This window comes from Cupriavidus sp. PB-02 (assembly GCF_058252315.1).
In genome coordinates this window covers 2,749,616-2,770,542 of the sequence record NZ_CM177695.1, presented here as the reverse complement: position 1 = coordinate 2,770,542, position 20,927 = coordinate 2,749,616, and the positions used below count along the sequence as shown (strand labels likewise).

General features: G+C 68.0%; 23 protein-coding genes. 6 read left to right on the top strand and 17 right to left on the bottom strand.

Going from position 1 to position 20,927, the window contains the following annotated elements:
• Positions 1-74: 74 nt before the first annotated feature.
• Together AC10V3_RS33360 and AC10V3_RS33355 are read right to left on the bottom strand one after the other, a co-directional pair.
• Positions 75-389 carry a 2Fe-2S iron-sulfur cluster-binding protein gene (locus tag AC10V3_RS33360; RefSeq protein ID WP_022539689.1) on the bottom strand — a complete coding sequence of 105 codons (315 nt, stop codon included), beginning with the start codon at positions 387-389 and terminating at the stop codon, positions 75-77.
• A complete protein-coding gene (locus AC10V3_RS33355; RefSeq protein ID WP_041682244.1) occupies positions 382-999 on the bottom strand; it encodes an IMPACT family protein in 618 nt (205 codons plus the stop codon). Before AC10V3_RS33355 ends, AC10V3_RS33360 begins: the two co-directional genes overlap by 8 nt.
• 299 nt (positions 1,000-1,298) lie before the next feature.
• On the opposite strand from AC10V3_RS33355, the gene AC10V3_RS33350 reads away from it, so the two are divergent.
• Entirely contained in the window at positions 1,299-3,287 is a 1,989-nt protein-coding gene (locus tag AC10V3_RS33350; RefSeq protein WP_022539687.1) for a PhoX family protein, read from the top strand.
• Positions 3,288-3,657: 370 nt separating this feature from the next.
• Positions 3,658-4,278, top strand: a complete 621-nt coding sequence (locus AC10V3_RS33345; protein WP_022539686.1) for a DUF938 domain-containing protein — start codon at positions 3,658-3,660, stop codon at positions 4,276-4,278.
• 58 nt (positions 4,279-4,336) lie between these two features.
• On the opposite strand, the gene AC10V3_RS33340 is transcribed toward AC10V3_RS33345, so the two are convergent.
• The gene (locus tag AC10V3_RS33340) at positions 4,337-4,897 is read right to left on the bottom strand and encodes a hypothetical protein (RefSeq protein ID WP_022539685.1); all 561 of its coding nucleotides are present in this window, start codon (positions 4,895-4,897) and stop codon (positions 4,337-4,339) included.
• Positions 4,898-5,225: 328 nt separating this feature from the next.
• Entirely contained in the window at positions 5,226-5,990 is a 765-nt protein-coding gene (locus tag AC10V3_RS33335; protein WP_022539684.1) for a sulfite exporter TauE/SafE family protein, read from the bottom strand.
• Between the two features lie 178 nt (positions 5,991-6,168).
• On the opposite strand from AC10V3_RS33335, the gene cysK reads away from it, so the two are divergent.
• Complete coding sequence (cysK, locus tag AC10V3_RS33330; protein WP_490923944.1) at positions 6,169-7,086, top strand: cysteine synthase A; 918 nt, start codon at positions 6,169-6,171, stop codon at positions 7,084-7,086.
• Positions 7,087-7,110: 24 nt separating this feature from the next.
• Here cysK and AC10V3_RS33325 read toward each other — a convergent pair whose 3' ends face one another.
• A complete protein-coding gene (locus AC10V3_RS33325) occupies positions 7,111-7,599 on the bottom strand; it encodes a GFA family protein (protein WP_022539682.1) in 489 nt (162 codons plus the stop codon).
• An 84-nt stretch (positions 7,600-7,683) separates the two neighbouring features.
• The gene (gene alkB / locus AC10V3_RS33320) at positions 7,684-8,346 is read right to left on the bottom strand and encodes a DNA oxidative demethylase AlkB (protein WP_490923943.1); all 663 of its coding nucleotides are present in this window, start codon (positions 8,344-8,346) and stop codon (positions 7,684-7,686) included.
• 299 nt (positions 8,347-8,645) lie between these two features.
• Here alkB and AC10V3_RS33315 point away from each other — a divergent pair, with 299 nt between their 5' ends.
• Positions 8,646-8,780, top strand: a complete 135-nt coding sequence (locus AC10V3_RS33315; protein WP_022539680.1) for a hypothetical protein — start codon at positions 8,646-8,648, stop codon at positions 8,778-8,780.
• A 92-nt stretch (positions 8,781-8,872) separates the two neighbouring features.
• Here the strand turns inward: AC10V3_RS33315 and AC10V3_RS33310 are convergent, their stop codons facing one another.
• From AC10V3_RS33310 to fliF, 6 genes are read right to left on the bottom strand one after another with little or no spacing between them, the layout of a single operon-like run.
• On the bottom strand, positions 8,873-10,285 hold the full coding sequence (locus AC10V3_RS33310; protein ID WP_490923942.1) for a flagellar hook-length control protein FliK: 1,413 nt from the start codon (positions 10,283-10,285) through the stop codon (positions 8,873-8,875).
• Positions 10,286-10,308: 23 nt separating this feature from the next.
• Positions 10,309-10,761 (bottom strand): flagellar export protein FliJ, encoded by a 453-nt coding sequence (gene fliJ, locus AC10V3_RS33305; protein WP_022539678.1) that lies wholly within the window; start codon positions 10,759-10,761, stop codon positions 10,309-10,311.
• A complete protein-coding gene (fliI, locus tag AC10V3_RS33300) occupies positions 10,739-12,217 on the bottom strand; it encodes a flagellar protein export ATPase FliI (protein ID WP_454753429.1) in 1,479 nt (492 codons plus the stop codon). Before fliI ends, fliJ begins: the two co-directional genes overlap by 23 nt.
• Positions 12,210-13,016, bottom strand: coding sequence for a flagellar assembly protein FliH (gene fliH, locus AC10V3_RS33295; protein WP_041681860.1), 807 nt, complete (start codon positions 13,014-13,016; stop codon positions 12,210-12,212). Before fliH ends, fliI begins: the two co-directional genes overlap by 8 nt.
• The gene (gene fliG, locus AC10V3_RS33290; RefSeq protein WP_022539675.1) at positions 13,003-14,013 is read right to left on the bottom strand and encodes a flagellar motor switch protein FliG; all 1,011 of its coding nucleotides are present in this window, start codon (positions 14,011-14,013) and stop codon (positions 13,003-13,005) included. Before fliG ends, fliH begins: the two co-directional genes overlap by 14 nt.
• On the bottom strand, positions 14,000-15,718 hold the full coding sequence (gene fliF, locus AC10V3_RS33285) for a flagellar basal-body MS-ring/collar protein FliF (RefSeq protein WP_022539674.1): 1,719 nt from the start codon (positions 15,716-15,718) through the stop codon (positions 14,000-14,002). The genes fliG and fliF overlap by 14 nt, the downstream gene beginning before the upstream one ends.
• Positions 15,719-15,762: 44 nt before the next feature.
• On the opposite strand from fliF, the gene AC10V3_RS33280 reads away from it, so the two are divergent.
• On the top strand, positions 15,763-15,915 hold the full coding sequence (locus tag AC10V3_RS33280) for a hypothetical protein (protein WP_349607271.1): 153 nt from the start codon (positions 15,763-15,765) through the stop codon (positions 15,913-15,915).
• 207 nt (positions 15,916-16,122) lie between these two features.
• Entirely contained in the window at positions 16,123-16,449 is a 327-nt protein-coding gene (fliE, locus tag AC10V3_RS33275; protein WP_022539672.1) for a flagellar hook-basal body complex protein FliE, read from the top strand.
• 84 nt (positions 16,450-16,533) lie between these two features.
• Here the strand turns inward: fliE and AC10V3_RS33270 are convergent, their stop codons facing one another.
• Genes AC10V3_RS33270 through AC10V3_RS33250 form a run of 5 tightly spaced genes read right to left on the bottom strand, consistent with a single transcriptional unit; the run spans position 16,534 to position 20,919 of the window.
• Positions 16,534-17,187 carry an LbetaH domain-containing protein gene (locus AC10V3_RS33270; RefSeq protein WP_022539671.1) on the bottom strand — a complete coding sequence of 218 codons (654 nt, stop codon included), beginning with the start codon at positions 17,185-17,187 and terminating at the stop codon, positions 16,534-16,536.
• Positions 17,178-17,987, bottom strand: a complete 810-nt coding sequence (locus AC10V3_RS33265; protein ID WP_022539670.1) for an NAD-dependent epimerase/dehydratase family protein — start codon at positions 17,985-17,987, stop codon at positions 17,178-17,180. Before AC10V3_RS33265 ends, AC10V3_RS33270 begins: the two co-directional genes overlap by 10 nt.
• A 12-nt stretch (positions 17,988-17,999) precedes the next feature.
• Positions 18,000-19,082, bottom strand: coding sequence for an FkbM family methyltransferase (locus tag AC10V3_RS33260; protein ID WP_022539669.1), 1,083 nt, complete (start codon positions 19,080-19,082; stop codon positions 18,000-18,002).
• Positions 19,083-19,117: 35 nt separating this feature from the next.
• A complete protein-coding gene (rfbC, locus tag AC10V3_RS33255; protein ID WP_022539668.1) occupies positions 19,118-19,672 on the bottom strand; it encodes a dTDP-4-dehydrorhamnose 3,5-epimerase in 555 nt (184 codons plus the stop codon).
• Positions 19,669-20,919 (bottom strand): class I SAM-dependent methyltransferase, encoded by a 1,251-nt coding sequence (locus AC10V3_RS33250; RefSeq protein ID WP_022539667.1) that lies wholly within the window; start codon positions 20,917-20,919, stop codon positions 19,669-19,671. The genes rfbC and AC10V3_RS33250 overlap by 4 nt, the downstream gene beginning before the upstream one ends.
• Positions 20,920-20,927 lie beyond the last annotated feature (8 nt).

Here is a 20,927-nt window from a genome sequence, read left to right as displayed (position 1 = left end):
CCGGACGACTTCGATCAGATGGGGTACGAAATCTGGCGCACGCCAGGCTGACCGATTCCACGAGCCGCTTCGCGCTAACCCAGCGTCACCGGCTCAATCACCACATCACTCTCCGCACAGGCCACGCACGGCAGGATCAAGCCTTCCTCCTTCTCATCCAGGCTTAGCCCCGGCCATTCGATCCGGTAGCGGATCGTCCCCGCGTGCAGCCGGCTGGCACAGGCGCGACAGGTCCCATTGCGGCAGGAGTTGGGCAAGGCCACGCCTTCAAGTAGCGCGGCTTCGAGCAAGCTCAGCGCCGCAGGCGCGGTGAAGCTCACGTCGCCCGGTAGCACCCGTGCGGTAAATTCCGCGCCCTCGTCCGAATCCACCGTCTCTCCCTCAGCCATGCGCACCATCCTCCGCTTGCGGAAACTGGGCACGGCCATGCGTCGCGTCGCGCAGCGCGTCGCGAGCCGCGTCGACCTGGGTGGCAGGTAGCCGAATGACCAGGGTGGCCATTACGCCATAGGCGGTGTCGGCCAGCGTGCAGCCATGCTGCGCTTCCTGCTCGATCCAGCGCCGCACGCGCGGCTCGTCGGCATAGTCCACCGCCACCACCAGCGTGCCATAAGCGATGCGCTCGACACGTTCGGCCGACTTCAGCGCCGCCGCGATGGCATCGGTGTAAGCGCGCACCAACCCGCCAGCCCCCAGCTTGACGCCGCCGTAGTAGCGCACCACCGCAGCCAGCACGCCGTCGAGGTCATGGTGGCGCAGCACCTCCAGGATCGGCCGTCCCGCCGTGCCGGAGGGCTCGCCGTCATCGGACATGCCCGACGCGCCGCCAGCAAGCAGCGCCCAGCACACGTGCGTGGCGGTCGGATGCTCGGTGCGCAGCGCCTGGAGCGCGGCCATCGCGGCCTCCCGGTCGGCCACCGGCAGCGCCAGCGCCAGGAAGCGGCTCTTGCGGATTTCGATCTCGGCCTGGACGGGGTTGGCTAGCGTGTAGGTTGGCAAGCGGAGGGAATGGAAGGCAGGAGAAACGGCGGCGGCCGGCACTCGGTTTCCGCGCCTGTGGGGCCGCGGAAGGCAAACGGGGAGTGTACCGCAGCGGCCGCCATGTCATCGCAGGGCGCCCGGCGATTTTGTGTTGCATCGTCAACCTGGTGTCATATACGCGCCATACGATCCGCAGCGGACGAGCGCAATGCCGCCCGCCGCCCGCCTGTGCCAACAGGTGCCCGGCCGCCTTCGCGGCTGGCCGGAGCGATCACGCAGTCAAAAACCAAATCCATCCTTTTCCCCGGATCAAGAAAATGCATGAACAACCTGATGTTGGCCGCCGCAAGGCGCTGAAACTCCTGGCCGGCGCGCCGATGCTGCCGCTTGGCTTCGCTTCGGCCGGGCTGCTGGCAGGCTGCGGCGGTGGCAACGACGCCGTTGCCGCACCCGCTCCCGCCCCGGCGTCTGCCGCCACCTTCACCACGGCAGAGTTCGTCCCGATGAGCGCGCCCACGCTGGCCGACGCGGCAGCCATGGCGACCACCACCGTGGGTTCGAGCCTGAAGGTGTCGTTCAGCGACGGCAGCAGCCAGACCTACAAGCTCGCCTACCAGCCGTTCTTCGTCACCGGCGACACGCTCTCCGACGGCAAGGGCGGCACCATCGTCGCCGGCGGCTACTACGACATCAACAACAAGCCGATCATGGATACCTCCGTGGCCGGCAAGGAACGCCAGTTCTTCTCCGACGCGCCGGACGGCAGCTCGCTGCTGACCGTGGCCAACCCGACCGTGGCCGGGGTCAAGGGCAACACCGTGTTCGCCGTGGTGCAGTTCGAGTACACCACGCGCAACCAGAACAACGTCAGCATGTACGGCCTGCTGCCGTCGCCGATCGCCATCGTGACGCTGGACCAGGACCCCGCCACCGGCAAGCTGACCCCGGTGAAGTACCACAACGTCGATACCGCGGACGTCAACGGCCTGTGGATCACCTGCGGCGCCAGCCTGTCGCCGTGGAACACCCATCTGTCGAGCGAGGAGTACGAGACCGACCTGATGGACGTCAACGCCGTCAAGCAGCTGCAGGGCTACAGCCAGAACCTGTACGGCGACCCGGCCCGCGCCAACGCCTACAACTACGGCCACCTGCCGGAAGTCACGGTCAACCCGGACGGCACCGGCACCATCAAGAAGCACTACTGCCTGGGCCGCATCTCGCACGAGCTGGTGCAGGTGATGCCCGACGAGCGCACCGTGCTGATGGGCGACGACGCCACCAACGGCGGCCTGTTCCTGTTTATCGCCGACAAGGCGCGCGACCTGTCCAGTGGCTCGCTGTACGTGGCCAAGTGGCACCAGACCTCGGGCGTGGGCCCGGGCAGCGCCACGCTGTCATGGATCAAGCTCGGCAGCGCCACCAGCGCCGAGATCCGCGCGCTGGTCGACGGCGGTATCAGGCTGGCCGACATCATGGACGTCAAGACCGCCGATCCGTCCGATACCAGCTACACGCGCATCCTGTACAACGGCAAGCCCAACTGGGTGAAGCTCGTGCCGGGCATGGAAAAGGCCGCGGCCTGCCTGGAAACCCACCGCTACGCCGCGCTGGTCGGCGGCAGCCTGGGTTTTACCAAGATGGAAGGCACCACGGTCAACATCAAGGACAAGAAGGCCTACTCGGCGATGTCGCGCATCGAGGCGAGCATGCTCATGGGCAATGCCGCCAACGCCGGCGATATCCAGGTCGAAGGCCCGTACTCGGGCGCCGTCTATGAGCTGAACCTGAAGGGCGGCCAGGCCGACAAGAACGGCGCTGCGATGAACAGCGAATGGGTGCCGGTCGACATGGCCGCCGTGCCCGCGCTGGTCTCCGAGGACCTCGGCGGCGGCAAGATGAAGCAGCAGGATGCGCTCGGCAACTTCGCCAATCCGGACAAGGTCGCCACCCCGGACAACCTGAAGTTCTCGGAAAAACTGCGCACGCTGTTTGTCGGTGAGGACAGCAACACCCACGTCAACAACTTCCTGTGGGCCTACAACGTCGATACCAGGACGCTCAGCCGCGTGCTGTCGTGCCCGGCCGGCGCCGAGTCCACCGGCCTGCATGCGGTCGATGAGATCAACGGCTGGACCTACATCATGAGCAACTTCCAGCACGTCGGGGACTGGGAGTCGCCGCTGCATGACATCGTCAAGCCCATGCTGGATCCGCTGGTGCGGGCCAACTACAAGGACCGGTTCGGCTCGGCGGTGGGGTACCTGACAGGGGATCCGACCGGGGTAAAGCTGGCGAAGGCCTGAAAGCGCAACGAAGTTCGGATGTGAAAGCGGCGGGCATTTGCCTGCCGCTTTTTATTCGGAGGCGGTCAGCCCGCTTCCGTCGCATCCACCCGCATGCCCAGTGCGGCCAGCTTGCGGTACTGTCGCCGTCTTGCGGCGACGACGCGGCTACCCCGTGGCCGAGCAGAACTGGCCCAGCCGCCGGATCGCCGAAGCGCCCGGAGGCGCGGTGGTGGGGAGGTCTTCGTCGCCGAAGTACGAACGCGTGATCTACCGCATCCCGGCACACCGTTGACGCGGTGCGGCAAGACTCCGCCATCGCTCTGCGCTTGGCCGCCTTTGCGCCCCGACTCTGCTACGCTAGTCATTCCCCCGCATTGCTCTCGTTCCCATGACTGACCAGACCCGAGATCCCGACGCACGCCGCATGGCGCCCGCCACCGAGCGCAACCGCGAGCCGATCCTGGCAGTGCTGCGCAATGTGCTGCCCGCCAGCGGCACGGTATTGGAAGTCGCCAGCGGCACCGGCCAGCATGCCGTGTACTTTGCCGCCGCACTCCCCGGCCTGACCTGGCAACCGAGCGATCCCGATGCTGCCGCGCGCGAGTCGATCGCCGCGTGGACCGCGCATGCGGGCGTGGCCAACGTACGTCCGCCGCTGGCGCTCGACGTGTGCCGGCAGCCGTGGGGCATCGACGCTGCCGCCGCGGTGGTCTGTATCAACATGATCCATATTTCGCCATGGGCCGCGGCCGAGGCGCTCTTTGCCGGCGCCGGCAAGCTGCTGGGCCCGGGCGGGGTGCTGTACCTTTACGGTCCCTACCGCCGCGGCGGTGCGCATACCGCGCCCAGCAACGCGGCCTTCGACGCGCAGCTGCGCGCCACGGATCCGGACTGGGGCGTGCGCGACATGGAGGATGTGATCGCACTGGGCGCGGCGCAAGGCATGCGCTGCGACGAGCCGGTGCCGATGCCGGCCAACAACTTCAGCCTGGTGTTCTACGTCAAATAGAATCAGATAGGTACCGTTTTTTTGCAGTGGCGGTTCGGGTCCCGCGTGACGTGGGAACTTACCGAGCCGGGCTGCAACTCGCACCAGCGCAAGCATATTCGCGGATCATGCCTCCCATGCAGTTCACGCGATACATGTCGCCGGCTTCACTGCTTGCGACCAGCAGCGCGGCACCGACCGGCATGCACATGTCCCGATTGGCCAGAGCCTCCACACTGTGTGAGTGCGGGCCGGGGCGGGGCGTAGGGAGTACGGGTTTCGGCAGGGCTGATGCAGGAGCTGCAGCGGCTCGCGTTTCCACGCCGCAGCCGCGCTGCACACTTAATGCCTGCAGGTCGTGCATGCGCGCCGTGGCGCTCTCTGTGGCCGCGCTCTGTTCCATCACATTGCCGATCCCAAAGTCGCCCAGGAAGGCGAGGACCGACCGGCCGTCGAACTGGCTTTCCCTGTCCACATGCTGTATGAAGCCGTTGACTTTGGCTTGCTCCAGCGCGATCTCGCGGCAGCTCAGAGTTTGTCGTTCGAAATCTGTCACCGTCCCCTGACGCCCATAATGCTTCGTCGCGCAGCCTTGCGCAGCAATCAGACAAATGCCGATCGCCAAAATTGATCTTTTCATGGCTCCCTCCCCCGTCGTTGTTCCGGAAAGGGTAGGCCCGTGAACTCTTGCCTTCATATCCGCCAGAAGAATGAGTCCTATGAACCCTTGCCCTGGACACGGGCCTCGAACTTACTTCTACAGACTAAGTAATAGTCGTGGCGCAGGTCATACACCAGATGGTTGATGTGATAGGGCAAGCCGGATGACCACCAACCGTGCAAGATACGGCCAGCAAAAGTGATGAATCTACGATACCGCCGCCCGGCCGGTAACGGAGGAAGACCGCGCAAGCAGCGCAGCGCTAGCGCTCTCAGCCTGGTGTTCCGCAAGTAAGCCGCGGCGCGCTTCAGCCGCGCACCAGCATCACGATAGCCGTCGCGATCAGGCACACGGCGAACGCGGCGCGCAGGCGCCGCTCCGGCATCCGGTGCGCCAGCGCCACGCCCCACGAGATCGTCAGCATGCCGCCCAGCGACAGCGGAATGCCGCTGGCCCAGTCGACGTGGCCCGCGTGCGCATAGGTGGCCAGCGCGACCACCGCCCCCGGCGTTACCAGTGCCAGCGCCAGCCCTTGCGCCGCCGCCTGGCGCAGCCCGAACAAGCCCACCAGCGCCGGCGCGGCCACCACGCCGCCGCCCACGCTGAAGAACCCCGAGAACGCGCCGCCGACCACGCCCACCAGCGGGATCCAGCGCGGCGACACGCGCGCCTGCTGCGCCGTGATGGCACGACCCGGCAGCAGGCGCCACAGGAAGTACAGCGCCAGCCCGATCATGAACACGGCAAAGACGCGCCGCAGCAGCTGCGCATCCATCGCGGTGGCGGCACGCGCCGACAGCCAGGTCGCCAGCACCGCCGACAATCCCAGCACCACCGCGGTACGCAAGGCGATGTCCGCGCGCTTGCGGTATTGCCAGAAGCCGATCACCACATTGGGCGCGATCATCACCAGCGCGGTCCCCTGCGCCAGCTGCTGGTCCATGCCGTAGAGCAGCCCCAGCGCGGGAATCGCGATCAGCCCGCCGCCGATGCCGAACAGCCCGCCCACGGCGCCCAGCAGACCACCAAGTCCGAAGATCAGCAGGGAAGACAGCAGGAAATGTGCAGACATTGCGGGAACGGCGGTGATGCGAGGGGAAGAGGGAAGAAGCGAATGCGGGGCGAACGAGGACGCGCGGGCGGGCTCAATCATACGCGAGCAGGCCACGCGGCGTATTGCACTAGAATCGTCCGATCATTCGAGCCACGCAGCGGCACAGCCGTGCCGCCGCACCTCTCACGGAGAAGACATGAAGGTAGAGAACATCCTGCAGACCATCGGCAATACCCCGCATATCCGCATCAACCGCCTGTTCGGCAACAGCCATGAGGTCTGGATCAAGTCCGAGCGCAGCAATCCCGGCGCTTCGATCAAGGACCGCATCGCGCTGTCGATGGTGGAGGACGCGGAGCGCCGCGGCGTGCTCAAGCCGGGCGGGACCATCATCGAGCCGACCTCGGGCAACACCGGCATCGGCCTGGCCATGGTCGCGGCCGTGAAGGGCTACAAGCTGGTGCTGGTGATGCCCGACAGCATGTCGGTCGAGCGCCGCCGCCTGATGCTGGCCTACGGCGCCACCTTCGACCTGACGCCGCGCGAGAAGGGCATGAAGGGCGCGATCGCGCGCGCCGAGGAACTGGTCGCCGCCACGCCGGGCGCATGGATGCCGCAGCAGTTCGAGAACCCGGCCAACGTCGACGTGCACGCGCGCACCACTGCGCAGGAAATCCTGAACGACTTCCCCGAGGGGCTGGATGTGCTGATCACCGGGGTCGGCACCGGCGGCCACCTGACCGGCTGCGCCAAGGTGCTGAAGGACAAGTGGCCGCAGCTCATGGTCTATGGCGTCGAGCCGGTGGCCTCGCCGGTGATCTCCGGCGGCGCGCCGGCGCCGCACCCGATCCAGGGCATCGGCGCGGGCTTTATCCCGAAGAACCTCGATACCTCGCTGCTCGACGGCGTGATCCAGGTCGATGCCGAACCCGCGCGCGAGATGGCACGCCGCTGCGCCCGCGAAGAAGGCATCCTGGTCGGCATCTCCTCCGGCGCCACGCTGGCCGCGATCGCGCAGAAGCTGCCCGAACTGCCGGCCAATGCGCGCGTGCTGGGCTTCAACTACGACAGCGGCGAGCGCTACCTGACGGTGGAAGGGTTCCTGCCGGCGTAAGCGCCCGAGCGCCTCGACCTCGATTCAGCGCGACAGCAATCCGTGCCGCTTGTGCCAGTCGACCAGCGATTCATCGGGCCATGTCGCGCAATGCACGTGCCCCTTGCCCTTGGGCACATCGACCCACGGCGCCGCAGAATCCAGCCCCGCCTCCACCACCTCCGGCGGGCGCGGCAGCGGCGTGTCGATGGCAGACGCATGCGGATACACGAGGTCCGGCCAGCGCGGGTCCCACAGCCACAGCGCGCTGCCGCACTTCACGCAGAAATGCCGCTGCGCCGGCGAACGCCGCGCGCGCTTGCCCGGCTCGCGCATCACCGCCTGGTAGATGCCCAGATGCTTGCGGCCGCGCACGCGCAGGGTGGCAGCGTCGCCGCCGAGATTGATCGCATAGCCGCCGCCCCCGGCCGTCTTGCGGCAGATCGAGCAATAGCAATGCATGTACGGGTAGGGGGAATCGGCTTCGAGCGAGAATTGGATGGCGCCGCAATGGCAGGAGCCGTCGAGATGCATGGTGTGGGCCTTTGCGCGGTGGCGGTCTGGACAGTCCCTTGACTGTAGAAAACCGTGCGCAAAGTGCAAAGCTGGCGACGACCGCTACAACGCCTTGCGGAATGTCAGGTTGATGCGCAGCCGCCCCAGCAGCGGATGGTCGCCGTCGGCCAGCGGCGCCACGCCGTGAAACGCCAGCCGCGACGGCCCGCCCCATACCACCACGTCGCCATGTGCCAGCCGCACGCGCTGCGGACGATCGGCGCGGCGCATGCCGCCGAACAGGAAGATGGCGGGCAGCCCCAGCGACACCGAGACGATGGGCGCGTTGAAATCGCGCTCGTCGCGGTCCTGGTGCAGCGACAGGCGAGTACCGGGTTCGTAGCGGTTGATCAGGCAGGCGTGTGGTTCGAAGCCGGCAAAGCCGGCCTGCGCCGCCGCAGTAGTGGCCAGCTGGCGGAAGCTTGCCGGCATCTCCGGCCACGGCTGTCCGCTGAGCGGGTCGATCGGGTCATAGCGATAGCCGCGGGCGTCCGAGACCCAGCCGGCGTGGCCGCAGTTGGTCATGGCCACAGACATTTTCAGGCCGCCGGGCGTGATCATGTGGCGCCAGGGGGCGGCGGTGGCGATGGCCTGCACGTCTGCGAGCAGCGATTCGGCGTTGGGACGGGCAATGCCGCGCAGGACGACGGCGCCATCGGCGAGGGGCTCGGAGGTCAGTGTGGCGGGGGCGGCGTCGTCGAGGTTGTCGAAGAGGTCGAAAGTCATGGGGCAGGGGCCGGAGGCGCTGGCAGCGGCAATCCCTTGCATTGTCCTCCTTGCCTGCCCAAGTATGCAGGCATGTCAGCTGACGGTTATTTCCAGTCGCTTGCCCAGCACGCGAAAGGCGGCTTCGACGGTATCTAGCCTGGTTGTATGCCGAAGGTGCGGATAGCAGCGTCCAAATGCATGTGTCGCCACAAAAACCCGGCGCTGCGAACGGGGTTATCAGGGTTTATACTTATGATACTGAATTGCCGAATTTCGCCGGCCGCCGGCCGGCGGCCAGCTGCCCGGTCCCCCGCATCATGAAACGCCTCCTCGCCTACAGCCTCGTCACCTGGCTTGCCGCCGCCGTCCTGATCCTCGGTGGCGATTCGCCGGCCATGATTGCGCTGAGCGGCGTGGTCGCGCTGGGCGGGTTTGACCTGCTGCGCCCCTGATCGACCGGAAACGCCATAAGAAAAGGCCGCCTGCAAGGCGGCCTTGTTGCATCTCCCGTGCGGCAAAACCATGCGCCGTCCCGGGGGCGCCATCAGGCGAACGTATCAATCTCCCCACGCCCTGGCGTCCGCGCCGGCCGCACGGTCGCGGTAGCCGGAGCCGCCGCGGGCTCGGCAGCGGCCAACACCCCGGCACCAAATCCCGCCTGCCCCCGCCCATTCCCCGGCGACTGCTGTTGCTGCCCATTCCTCGCCTGGCTGGCGAAGCCGTCAGACCCCACTGAAGTCTGGCCGAGCTGGATCCCGTTTTCCGACAGCGCGGTGCGCAGATGCGGCAGGGCCGCTTCCACCGCGGCACGCACCGCCTGGTGCGGCGAGACGAACTGCGCCTGCGCCTGGTCGTTGACCACGTTAAGCACCACCTTCAGCGGCCCGAGGTCGGGCGGGTTCAGTTGCAGCTCGGCGCTTTGCTGGCCTTGCGTGCTCAGCCGGATCATCTGCTGGCCGAGGGCCTGGGGCCACTGGCTGTCGTACAGCGGCGGTGCGACCACGGGGCGGCTGGCAGCTGCGACCGCGGCGGCGGAAGCTGACGGGGTCTGCTGGCCGGCCAGCGTGGCCGCCAGCGCGGGCGTGCTGTCGGCGCTGGCCGTCGCGGTCGTGGTCTCGCCGGTGCGGGCGGCGGCCTGCGCGGCGGCAAACGGTGCCGCGGCGGGTTTTGCGTCCTGAGTGGCCGCAAGCGGATCGGCGCGCTGCTGGCCGATACCGCTGTCCGGGCGCTGGCCTGCAGACTGCCCGCCAGTGTCCCGCTGCGCGTCCAGGGCGGCGCCAGGCACGGCCTGCGGCGCGGCGGCCGGCGTCTTGCCGTCGGTTCCTGCCGCGGCGTTGCCCTGCATGGCCGCGCGCTGCGAGGCGATGGTGGCCAGTGTGTCGGCGACGGAGGGCTGGGCGGGCCTGGCTTCGGCGGTGACCCCCTGCAGCGTGTCCGGCAGCTTCGTGACGGCAGGCTGCATGGCGTCGGATTGCGTGTCCGGGGCGGCAGCGGCGGTCGGCTGCGTGGCGCCAGCCAGTGCGGCCTGCAGCGCGGCGCTGCTGCCCGCGTCGCCAACACCGCCGACGGCGCCTGCAGTCGACGGAGCCGGCGTGGCCGGCAGCAGCATAGCCAGTGCGGCGGCAGCGGCTGCGTCGGTGGGCGCGGCGGCGGTGGTGTCGTCTTCGTCCTTGTCCTCGCTGCCGTGCGTGTGAGGTTTGGTGGTCGAGGCCGCCTGCTGCGGCTTGCCGGCGTCGGCAGGCGCCGGCTGGGCGGCGGCCGGCTTGCTGTCGCTGGCGGCGGCCTTGTCCTGCGCAGCGGTGTCCTTTGCGGCCGGCGCCGGAGTTTGCGGCTTGCTGGTTTCGCGTGCGCGCGTCAGCGCGTCGCCGAATCCGCCGGCGGCGGTATCTGCCGCGGCGCGTCGGTTCGCATCGGCGGCATTGGCGGCGCTGCTGACAATCTGGCTGATATCGATCATGTGGTCTGTAAAACGGTCCGGGCTTAGCTGAGCCGGCTGGCCGTGGTGCGGGCCAGGCGGGCGGCGTATTCGTCGGTGGCGCGCTGCTCGCGGCGCGCGGCGACCTGTTCTTCCTTGGCCTCGGCGCGCGCGATCAGCGTGTCGAAGGAGTTCAGGCGGCGCTTCTGGTGCTGCCAGTGGTTGCGCCCGGCCAGCAGGTCGGCCTCGGCCTTGGCCAGCGCAGCGGTCTGCTGGCGGATGGCGTGGTCGAGCGAATCGAGAAAGCGCGAGAAATCCTGCCAGCGGCTGGAGGTCATGCCCTCGGCCGCCACGACCTGCATGCGCGCGCGGTATTCCTGCCGGTATTGCGTGAGCTGGTTGAGCTGTTGCTCGGCTTGCGTGCGCAGGCCCTGCAGCCGGCCCAGTTCCCGCGCTGCGGCGTCGGTGTCGTTCTGGGCGAGGTCCGCCAGGGTATTAAGCGGTGAATGCTTGACCATGTTCACTCCTGTCGAAGAGGCTGTGCAGGTGGGCAATGGCGTCGTCGTAGCCGGCGCGTTCGTGGATGTCCTGCTGCAGGAAGGCTTCCATGCGCGGGTGCAGGCGGATCGCCAGGTCCAGCTCCGGGTCGTTGCCCGGCACGTAGGCGCCCACGCTGATCAGGTCGCGGTTGCGCTGGTAGCGCGACATCAGCTGCTTGAAGCGGCGCACCGAGCCGAACTGCTGGTTCGGGATCAGCGCGGTCATGGCGCGGCTGATCGATGCTTCCACGTCGATGGCCGGGTAGTGGCCGGCCTCTGCCAGGCTGCGCGACAGCACGATATGGCCGTCCAGGATGGCGCGCGCGGAATCGGCGATCGGGTCCTGCTGGTCATCGCCTTCGGTCAGCACCGTGTAGAACGCGGTGATCGAGCCGCCGCCTTCGGGGCCGTTGCCGGTGCGCTCGACCAGCGTCGGCAGCTTGGCAAAGACCGAAGGCGGATAGCCCTTGGTCGCCGGCGGCTCGCCAATGGCCAGCGCGATCTCGCGCTGTGCCATGGCGTAGCGCGTGAGCGAATCCATGATCAGCAGCACATGCTGGCCCTGGTCGCGGAAATACTCGGCCAGGCGCGTGGCGTAGGCCGCGCCCTGCATGCGCAGCAGCGGCGAGGTATCCGCCGGCGCGGCCACCACCACCGAACGCGCGCGGCCCTCGGGGCCGAGGATGTTCTCGATGAATTCCTTCACTTCTCGGCCGCGCTCGCCAATCAGGCCGACCACGATCACGTCGGCGCTGGTGTAGCGCGCCATCATGCCGAGCAGCACGCTCTTGCCCACGCCGGAGCCCGCAAACAGCCCCATGCGCTGGCCGCGTCCCACGGTCAGCATGCCGTTGATGGCCCGCACGCCGGTATCGAGCACGGTCTCGATCGGGGCCCGCATCAGCGGGTTGATCTGTTCGCCGGCCAGCGGCACTTCCATCGCGGCGGTGAGCGGGCCGAGGCCGTCTAGCGGACGGCCGGCCGCATCGAGCACGCGGCCGAGCAGGCCCGCACCGACCGGCAAGCGCTTGGAGCCCGGCTCGCGCGGCATGGCCGCACCAGCCGGTTGCGGCGACGGCTCGAGCGGATAGACACGCGCGCCAGGCAGCAAACCGACCACATCGGATTGCGGCATCAGGTACAGACGATCCGCACCAAAACCAACGACTTCCGCTTCCGCGGTACGCGGGGCGTTGCTGTCGGTAGTGAATTGCCCTGCAGGCAATTCGATCAGGCAGTCGCTGCCCACCGGCATGCGCAGGCCCACGGCTTCGAGCACCAGGCCCGCGGCGCGGGTCAGGCGACCGCAGCTGCGCTTGCTGTCGAGTCCGGCGATGCCGGCGGATGCCGTGTTCAGCGCGCCGATCCAGCGTTGCGTATGCGGGATTGCGGCGCTATCCGGCGCGGTCGTATCGTGCGCGGCGGTGTCAGGCATGCGGCGGCTCCCACCGGTCGTCGCGGCCCAGCGCCTTGACCACGCGCGTCCAGCGCGTGGGCAGCGTGGCATCGCGCTCGCCGCTGGCGGCGCTGGCGGTGCAGCCGCCGCGCGCCACCGTCGGATCGGCGCGCACGGTCCATCCGGCAGCTTGCAGTTCGCCGTGCAGGTGGGTTTCCACAAGCGCCACGTCGTCGGGATGGAGCAGCAGGCTGGGCGAGCCGCACAGCGCGGGCTCGCTGGCCAGCAGCTCGCGCACTGCCGGCAGCAGCACGTCAGGGTTCTCCGCCACGGCGCTGCGCACCAGCTGGCGCGCCACGTCCAGCGCCAGCGACACCAGCGCTCGCGAAACCTGATCGTCCACGCCATTGAGCGCGCCGCGGAAGTTCGCGGCCAGCGCCTGCAGCTGCGCGGCCTCGTTACGGGCGGCTTCCAGCCCGCGGGCATAGCCCTCGCGATGGCCGTCGCCATAGCCCTGCGTCTGGCCCTGGGTGTAGCCCTGGGCATAGCCTTCCTTGCGCGCGCCTTCGCGCATCGCATCGAGGGCCTCGAAGTCGACCGGCGGCGGCGCGGGCTCGGCCGGTACCAGCGGCATCATCTCGGGTGGCTCGCTCTCGCGCGGATCGAGCGAGCCCATCTGCCAGCGCTGCCAGCCGGCCGCGCCACCGCGCGCACGGCGCGGGGGCTCGAACGGCGCAAAGCCGCCGGGATCGGCGGCAGCGGCTCCGCCGGCTCCGCCGGCAAGGGATTCGCCGCGCAGCGCGTGGCGTGCGGCCGAGCCGCGCTCAGACATAGGCATCGTCGCCTCCGCCGATCTGGACTTCGCCCGCATCCGCCAGGCGTCTTACCACCTGCAGGATGGCCTTCTGCTCGGCCTCGACCTGCGACACGCGCACCGGACCCAGCGCTTCCAGGTCCTCGCGCAGCATCTCGCCGGCACGGGTCGACATATTGCGGATGAACTTGTCGCGCAGCTCCTGCGGCGCGCCCTTGAGCGCGACGATGAGCGATTCGGTGGCGATTTCCTTGAGCACGCGCTGGATGCCGCGGTCGTCGACCTCCAGCAGGTTCTCGAACAGGAACATCTCGTCGATGATCTTCTGCGCCAGGTCGCCGTCGTGCAGGCGCACGCCGTCGATCACGGCTTCTTCGTGCGCGGTGCTCATCAGGTTGATGATCTCCGCGGCCGTACGTACGCCGCCCATGCGGCTGCGCTTCAGGCTCTGGCCCGCCAGCAGCTTGGTCAGCACGTCGGTCAGTTCCTGCAGCGCGCCCGGCTGCACGCCGCCGAAGGTGGCGATACGCAGGATCACGTCGTTGCGCAGGCGGTCGGTGAACAGCGCCAGCACCTCGGACGACTTCTGGCGGTCCAGGTGGATCAGGATGGTGGCGATGATCTGCGGGTGTTCGTCGCGGATCAGCTCGGCGATCGCAGTCGAATCCATCCAGTTCAGCGAGTCGATGCCGCCGCCCGGATCGCGCGATTCCAGGATGTCCTCGATCACCGACTGCGCGCGTTCCTCGCCCAGCGCCTTGTTCAGCACGCTGCGGATAAAGGCGCTGGAATCGACGTTCAGCGCCAGGTACTGCTCGGTCTCGGAGCGGAACTCGCCCAGCACCCCGGCCATTTCCTCGCGGGTGACCGAGCTGAGCGTGGCCATGGCCGAGCCCAGTTCCTGCACCTCGCGTTGCGACAGGTGCTTGAATACCTCGGCCGCGGCGTCCTCGCCGATCGCCATCATCAGGATGGCGCTCTTCTGCAGGCCCGATTCGGAGATGGCTTTAGCGGTTGTCATTGGAAATCCAGTTCTTGATCACGCTGGCGACCAGTCGCGGGTCACGCTGGGCGGCGTCGCGCACCAGCGCGAGGTCGCTTTCGTACTTGGCGGCGAGTCGCAGGACTTCCGGATTGGCCGGCTCTTCCGGCGGCAGCAGCACCGCCTCCATTTCGTCCCTGGCTTCCGGTGCCGGCAGCGGCGGCGTGGTGTAGCGGCGCAGGATCGGGCGCGCCACCTTGAACCATACGAACAGCGCCAGCAGCGTCAGCAGCAGGTAGCCTGCGCCGGTCTTGGCAAGATCGATCATTTCAGGCTGTTTCCACAGCGGCACCTCGGGCGTAACGGCCTCGCGGTCTGCGGTGAACGGGCTGTTGACTACGTTGATGGAGTCGCCGCGGTCAGCGGAGAACCCCATCGCTTCCTTGGTCAGGTTCTGGATCTGCGCCAGCAATGCCGGCGGCAGCGGCTGCGCGACGAGCTTGCCCTTGGCGTCGGCCATCTGGCGGTAGTTCACCACTACCGCCACCGACAGGCGGCGCACGCCACCCGGTGCCTGCTGCACGTGGCGCACGCTGCGGTCCAGCTCGTAGTTGACGGTGGAGTCGCGGCGGTTGCTGCTCGGGCCGCTCGATGCGGTCGCGGCCGCGCCTTGCGCGGCCTGGCCTTGCCCTTGCTGGCCCGGCTGCCCGGCCACCGGCGCTCCCGCCTGTCCAGGCGCCTGGCCCGCCCGCGGCGTCTGCGGCGTGGTCACCGGCGCGACGGCGGCAGCGGGCGGCTGGTTCGACAGCGCGCCGGGCACGCCGCCCGGGGGGGTCGCGCCCTGCTGGGTCGACTCGCTGGTCTGCTGGCTACGGATCGCCGTGCGAGTGGGATCCTGGTTGGGCTTGTAGCTCTCGTCGGTGTGCTCGACGATGGAGAAATCGACGTCGGCGGTGACCTGTGCACGCACATTGTCCTTGCCGACGATCGGCGTCAGGATCGCTTCGATGCGCTTCAGGTAGTTCTGTTCCAGCGCATTGACATACTTGAGCTGGGTGGCGTCGAGCATGCGCTCGTTGCCGGTATTCGACAGCAGGTTGCCGTGCTGGTCGACGATCGAGATCGACTTGGGCGTCAGTTCCGGCACGCTCGACGACACCAGGTGGCTGATCGCCGCGACCTGGCCTTCATCGATGGCGCGGCCCGGGTGCAGCTGCAGCACGATCGACGCGGTCGGCTTCTGGCGCTCGCGCACGAACAGCGTCGGCTTGGGAATGGCCAGGTGCACGCGGGCCGACTGCACCGCGGCGATGGATTCGATCGAGCGTGCCAGCTCGCCTTCGAGCCCGCGCTGGTAGTTGACCTGCTCGGCAAACTGGCTGATGCCGAACTTCTGGTTGTCCATCAGTTCCATGCCAGTCGTGCCGCTCTTGGGCAGGCCCTGCGACGCCAGGCGCAGGCGGATTTCGTGGACCTTCTCGGCCGGCACCATCACCGCACCGCCGCCTTCGGCGAACTTGTACGGCACGTTCATCTGCTGCAGCGACAGCAGCACCGCGCCGCCATCGCGCTCGGACAGGTTGCTGTACAGCACCTTGTAGTCTGGGCTGCGCGACCACAGTACGCCCACGGCGATGGCCGCGGCCAGCGCGGCGCCGGCCAGCATCAGCGGCAGCTTCGGGTTGGCCTTCAGGCGCTCCAGCACCTCGGCCGAGCGCCCGGGCAGCGCCACTGCCGCGGTCATGCGCGTGCTCCTGTGCCGCGATGGTCGCCACGGCGGGGGCGAAGATGACCGCCATGGTCGTCGGCACGGCTCACATTACGCTGCAGATAAAACACGCGTACTCCCGAATGGATGGTTGTCTGGCGATGTCCCGGAACCCGGCGCAAGGCGACAGCCCGCGCTTCTCCGGCACGGTGGCAATGATCGGCCAGACTTGAGGCCGACAATCGGGCGAACAGACCGGGTTTTCTGTCCGAATTCGGTCCATGGCGCGAAAGGGGCGGCGGGTACTCTGCTCGGGCTGAAACTCGGCGCGGACCGCCTGCCTTTCCTGCAGGCATGTGATCAAAGGGCCGCGCCATTGACTGAACCGAGCCAGTCCGGGCCCGGCGCCCCGCGCCGGCGGCCGGCACATGACGACGCCAATGACCACTATCACTTCCATCGAGGCCATGCTGCAGCAACTGCGCGGCCTGCCCCAGGTTGCCTCGGACAACAACGCCAGCCAGTCGGCTGCGCCTGTCGCCGGCGGCGGGTTTGCCGGAGAGCTGCAGCGCTCGCTGGGCCGCATCAACGCCGCCCAGGAACGCGCTTACGGCCAGGCCGAGGCGTTCGAGCTGGGCAAGCCCGGCGTGGCGCTGAATGATGTGATGATCGACCTGCAGAAGGCGAATATCTCGTTTCAGACGGGGGTGCAGGTGAGGAATCGGTTGGTGGCGGCGTATCAGGAAATGATGAATATGGGGGTGTAAGCCGGCCCGGGAACCATGCCAGCGACCCCTGCACCGCGCGAGCGGGCAGGGGTCGTTTGCTTCGCGGCGGTTCCCAGGCGGGCGTCAGAGGCGGAAGTACTCCGCGATCGCCGGTTCCGCGGCGGGCTTGCAGACCAGCTCGCCGCCCTGTCCACCAAACACCAGGCAGTTGCCCGGCGTATCCCGGTTGATCACGCCGACGCCCTGGGCAAGCACCGATCCCGCGCCCACATGGCTGCGCCCGATGATGGCGGAGTTGGGATACATCACCACGCCTTTGCCGATCACCGGCGCCACGCCGTGGTTCTTGCCGACGGTGGAGTTCTGGTAGAGCACCAGGTAGTTGCCGTAGGTGGCCTTGGCCAGCACTATGCCGACCGAATGGCCGATAAAGAACACTTCCGGCATCTCGATCTCATAAAACAGGTCGATGCCGTTGAGCGCCTTGTTCAGCAGGAACAGCCGCGTGCAGGCCTGTGCGTCGCGCTCGTTGCGCCAGATCGTGTTGGCCAGGTAATAGAGGTACTGGCAGTGCTGGCTGGAATGCAGGTAGTTGAAGGTGCCTGGCTTCCACATCTTCACTGCGTCGATGCAGCGGCCGGTGCGTTCCAGCGCCTCGTCCAGGTTGCGCGTGATGACCGGCAGCAGGGCGCCGGCCTGTCCGTCCGGCACCAGCGAGCCGATCTGGTTGCAGGTATAGGCCGCCAGGCTGGCGCGGGTCTGCCCGATCAGTTCCATCGTTGAATCTCCTCAAGCCGTGCGTCCACCACGTCGCGTACGTCGCGCGGGACGACGTTGAGCGCATGCAGCCGTTTTACGCTGCACTGCGCCGCGGATTGCGGTGCGGACGCGCGCGCCAGCTCGACCGACCAACCGTGCCGCGCAAACACGGCGGCCAGCTCGGCGTTGGACACGTTGGCGCCGCTGGCCACGTTGAAGATGCCGGTGGCGGGTGTCTCGCACAGTGCGACCAGCGCCGCCACCACGTCATTGAGATGGATGTAGTCGCGCACGAACCCGGCATCAGTCTCCAGGCGGAACACCCGTTCGCGCGCGGCGCGCTGCAGCCACTCGGACAGGAAGCCGGGCGCGTCGTCGTCCCAGTCGAACACGCACGACAGTCGCGCCACGGCGGCACGGCCCGGCGCCTGCGTCAGGCACAGGTTTTCGCCGAGCGCCTTGGACAGGTCATAGAGCGCACGGGGGTTGATCGGGTCGAGCGTCAGCGGCTCGGCCTCGTCGCCGGCCGCTAGCGCGCCGCTGTCATAGAGCCGCGTCGACGACAGGTAGACCAGGTGCGCGAAGTGGCCGGCACGCAGCACGTCTGCCAGCAGGCCGACATGCGCCTGCACCGTGTCGAACGGGCGCGCCGCGTAGTCAGCGGTCAGCCCGGCGCAGTAGTAGACCTTGCCCAGGTCGCGTGCCAGCAGCTCGGGATCGCCCCGCTGTGGGACATAGACGTTGCGCCCGGCACGGCGCAGTGTGTCGACCAGGCGCCGGCCGACAAAGCCGGCGCCGCCGATGACAGTGCAATGCATGACGTGCGGCGCTCAGTGGATCGGGTGGTGCAGCGCCGGGTCGCGGTGCCACAGCAGCTTCGGGCTGACGCCGGGGCACAGCGCGAAATCCGCCGAGCGCAGGATGGCGGGGTCCTTGACCGCCACCATGTTGAAACCATGCGGCGGGCCATCGAGGTAGATGTTGTCGACCGGCACCAGCTCGATCGGCCGGCCCTGCATGTCGACATTCGAATTGAAGTCGCGCACCGCATACACGTGGTAACCGTAGCGCGCCAGTTCGCGCACGATTTCGGCATTCTGCAGCCCCTGGCTCCAGTCGACGTAGTGGCGATGCACCTCGAATACCAGGTTGGGCGCCTCGCCGGCCGGGCGCGCCAGCTGCCTCGTGGCGCCGCGGAACACGTTGAGCTCGGCGCCTTCGATATCCAGCATGATCAGGCTGAGCTTGTCGATGCCTTGCTGCGCGCAGTAGTCGTCGACGGTGATGGTGGCGAAGCTGGACGAGTTTTCGTCAACTTCTGCCCCCGCCTCGGCGCGTTCGGCATGCGCGAACGAGTCGTGGCCCACCAGCCGCAGCTGCGAGGTGCTGTCGGACCACAGCCCCAGGCGCCAGCTCCGGATATTGCCGACCGCGTTCAGCTCGGCATTGCGTCGCAGCATGCTCAGCTGGTCGGGATTCGGCTCGAACGCATGGCAGGTGCCGCCGGCCTGCGCCAGCCGGCGCGCCATCAGCACCACCTGGTCGCCGAAGTAGGCGCCGCCCACTACCGCGTGGCCGCCCTGCGCGGACAGTGCCAGCAGCAGCTTGGTGGTCTGCGGCTCCCACACGTGGTCCGGCTGTTCCGGCGTGCTCATCAGGAAGTCGCGGGCGATCTTGGTGCGGTACAGGAACTCGAACACGGTGCCGTCGGCCAGCGTCTTGCGCAGGCGCGTGGCCTCGGTGTGCAGCGCGTCCACGATCGGGCCGGTGATGTCATCGCGCACGCTGCCGGCATAGCCGCCGAAGTCCTGCTCGATGGCCTTGCACAGCGCGATGACCTTGTCGCGGGCGGTGGCGTTGCTGGCGACTGCCTGCAGCGCGGCGGACAACTTCTGGAATGCTTCGGTGCTCATGGTGTCTCGGCGGATAGGTTCGGTAGAAGGTGGAATCAACGCTGCGCCTGCTCGTCCAACTCGGCCAGCGTCGGCAGCGCGAGATCCTTGGGCGAGATCAGCCGGTGCTCGCAGTCCGGCCAGGCAAGGCCGATATCGGGGTCGTTCCAGCGCAGGCCGCGGCTGCTGTGCGGATCGAAGGGCACCGTCATCTGGTAATACACCTCCGACAGCGCGGTCAGCGTCTGGAAGCCGTGGGCCACGCCTTTGGGGATATAGACGGCGCGCTGCGACTGCGCCGACAGCTCGAAAGCCTGCCATTGCAGGTAGCTCGGCGAATCGCGGCGCAGGTCGACGATCACGTCATGGATGGCGCCGGTGGTCACGCGCACCAGCTTGTCCTCGGCGGCGGCGCCGGCCTGGAAATGCATGCCGCGCAGGATCCCCGCGCGCGTGTTGCGCGAGACGCTCTGCTGCACGAAGCACGCGTCCAAGCCGTGCCGGGCGAATGCGTCGGTGCAGACGGTGCGGGCAAAGAAGCCGCGCTCGTCGTGCAGCGGCTCGGGGTCGACCAGCCAGGCGCCGTCGATGCGGGTCGGCGTGAAGATCATGGATGGACCACCGTCTGCGGAATGGCGGTGACGAACCGGCCGCCCCAGCTACGGATCCCGGCCATCTGCTGCATGATCTCGTCGCGGATATTCCAAGGCAGGATCAGCAGGTAGTCGGGCCGGCGCTCGTCAATGGCCTCGGGCGCCAGCACCGGGATGCGCGTGCCCGGCAGCAGCTTGCCCTGCTTGGCCGGGTTGCGGTCCACCACGAAATCGACCAGGTCGGCCCCCGCGCCGCAGTAGTTCAGCAGGGTGTTGCCCTTGGCGGCTGCACCATACGCGGCAACGCGCTTGCCGGCGCGCCTGGCATCGATCAGGAAACCCAGCAGGTCGCGCTTGGCCTGGCGCACGCGTTCGGCAAAGGCTGCATAGCGGGCTGTCGAAGCCAGCCCGGTAGCCTTCTCTTCGTCGAGACAGGCCTGCACCGCGGCCGTGACTGCGTGGCTCGCGCCGATCTGGCAGGCGTACAGGCGCAGGCTGCCGCCGTGCGTGCTCAGGTGTTCGATGTCGAAAGCGCGCAGGCCGGCGTGTGCCAGCACCGGCATCAGCGCGGTCAGCGACAGGTAGGAATAGTGCTCGTGATACAGCGTATCGAACTGGTTCTCGTCCAGCAGCCGCAGCAGGTGCGGGAATTCCAGCGTGACCACCCCTTCGGGCTTGAGCACCACCGGCATGCCGGCGACGAAGTCGTTGATGTCCGGCACATGCGCCAGCACATTGTTGCCCAGCAGCAGGTCAACCTGCCAGCCGTCGGCGGCGAGTGCGCGCGCGCTGTCGGCGCCGAAGAACACTTCGCGCGTCTGCACGCCCTTGTCGCGCGCCGCTGCTGCGGTATTCGCCGTTGGCTCGATTCCCAGGCACGGCACGCCGGCCTGCACGAAGTACTGCAGCAGGTAGCCGTCGTTACTGGCGATCTCCATCACGCGGCTGTGCGGGCCCAGCGCAAAGCGCTCGCGCATCGCGCTGACATAGCGCCGCGCATGCGCCAGCCAGGACGTCGAATACGACGAGAAGTAGACGTAGTCGTCATGGAAGTGCGCCGCCGCCGGCGTGGCGTCGCGCAGCTGCACCAGCCAGCACTGGCCGCAGACCATGGCGTGCAGCGGATAGAAGGTCTCGCCCTGAGCGGCATGCTCGGGGCGGATAAAGGCATTGGAGATCGGCGACAGGCCGAGATCCACCACAGTCTGTTCGAGCGGCGCGCCGCAGGCGCGGCAGGCCGGTTGGATCGCGAGGTCGGGGTTCATGCGGCGTC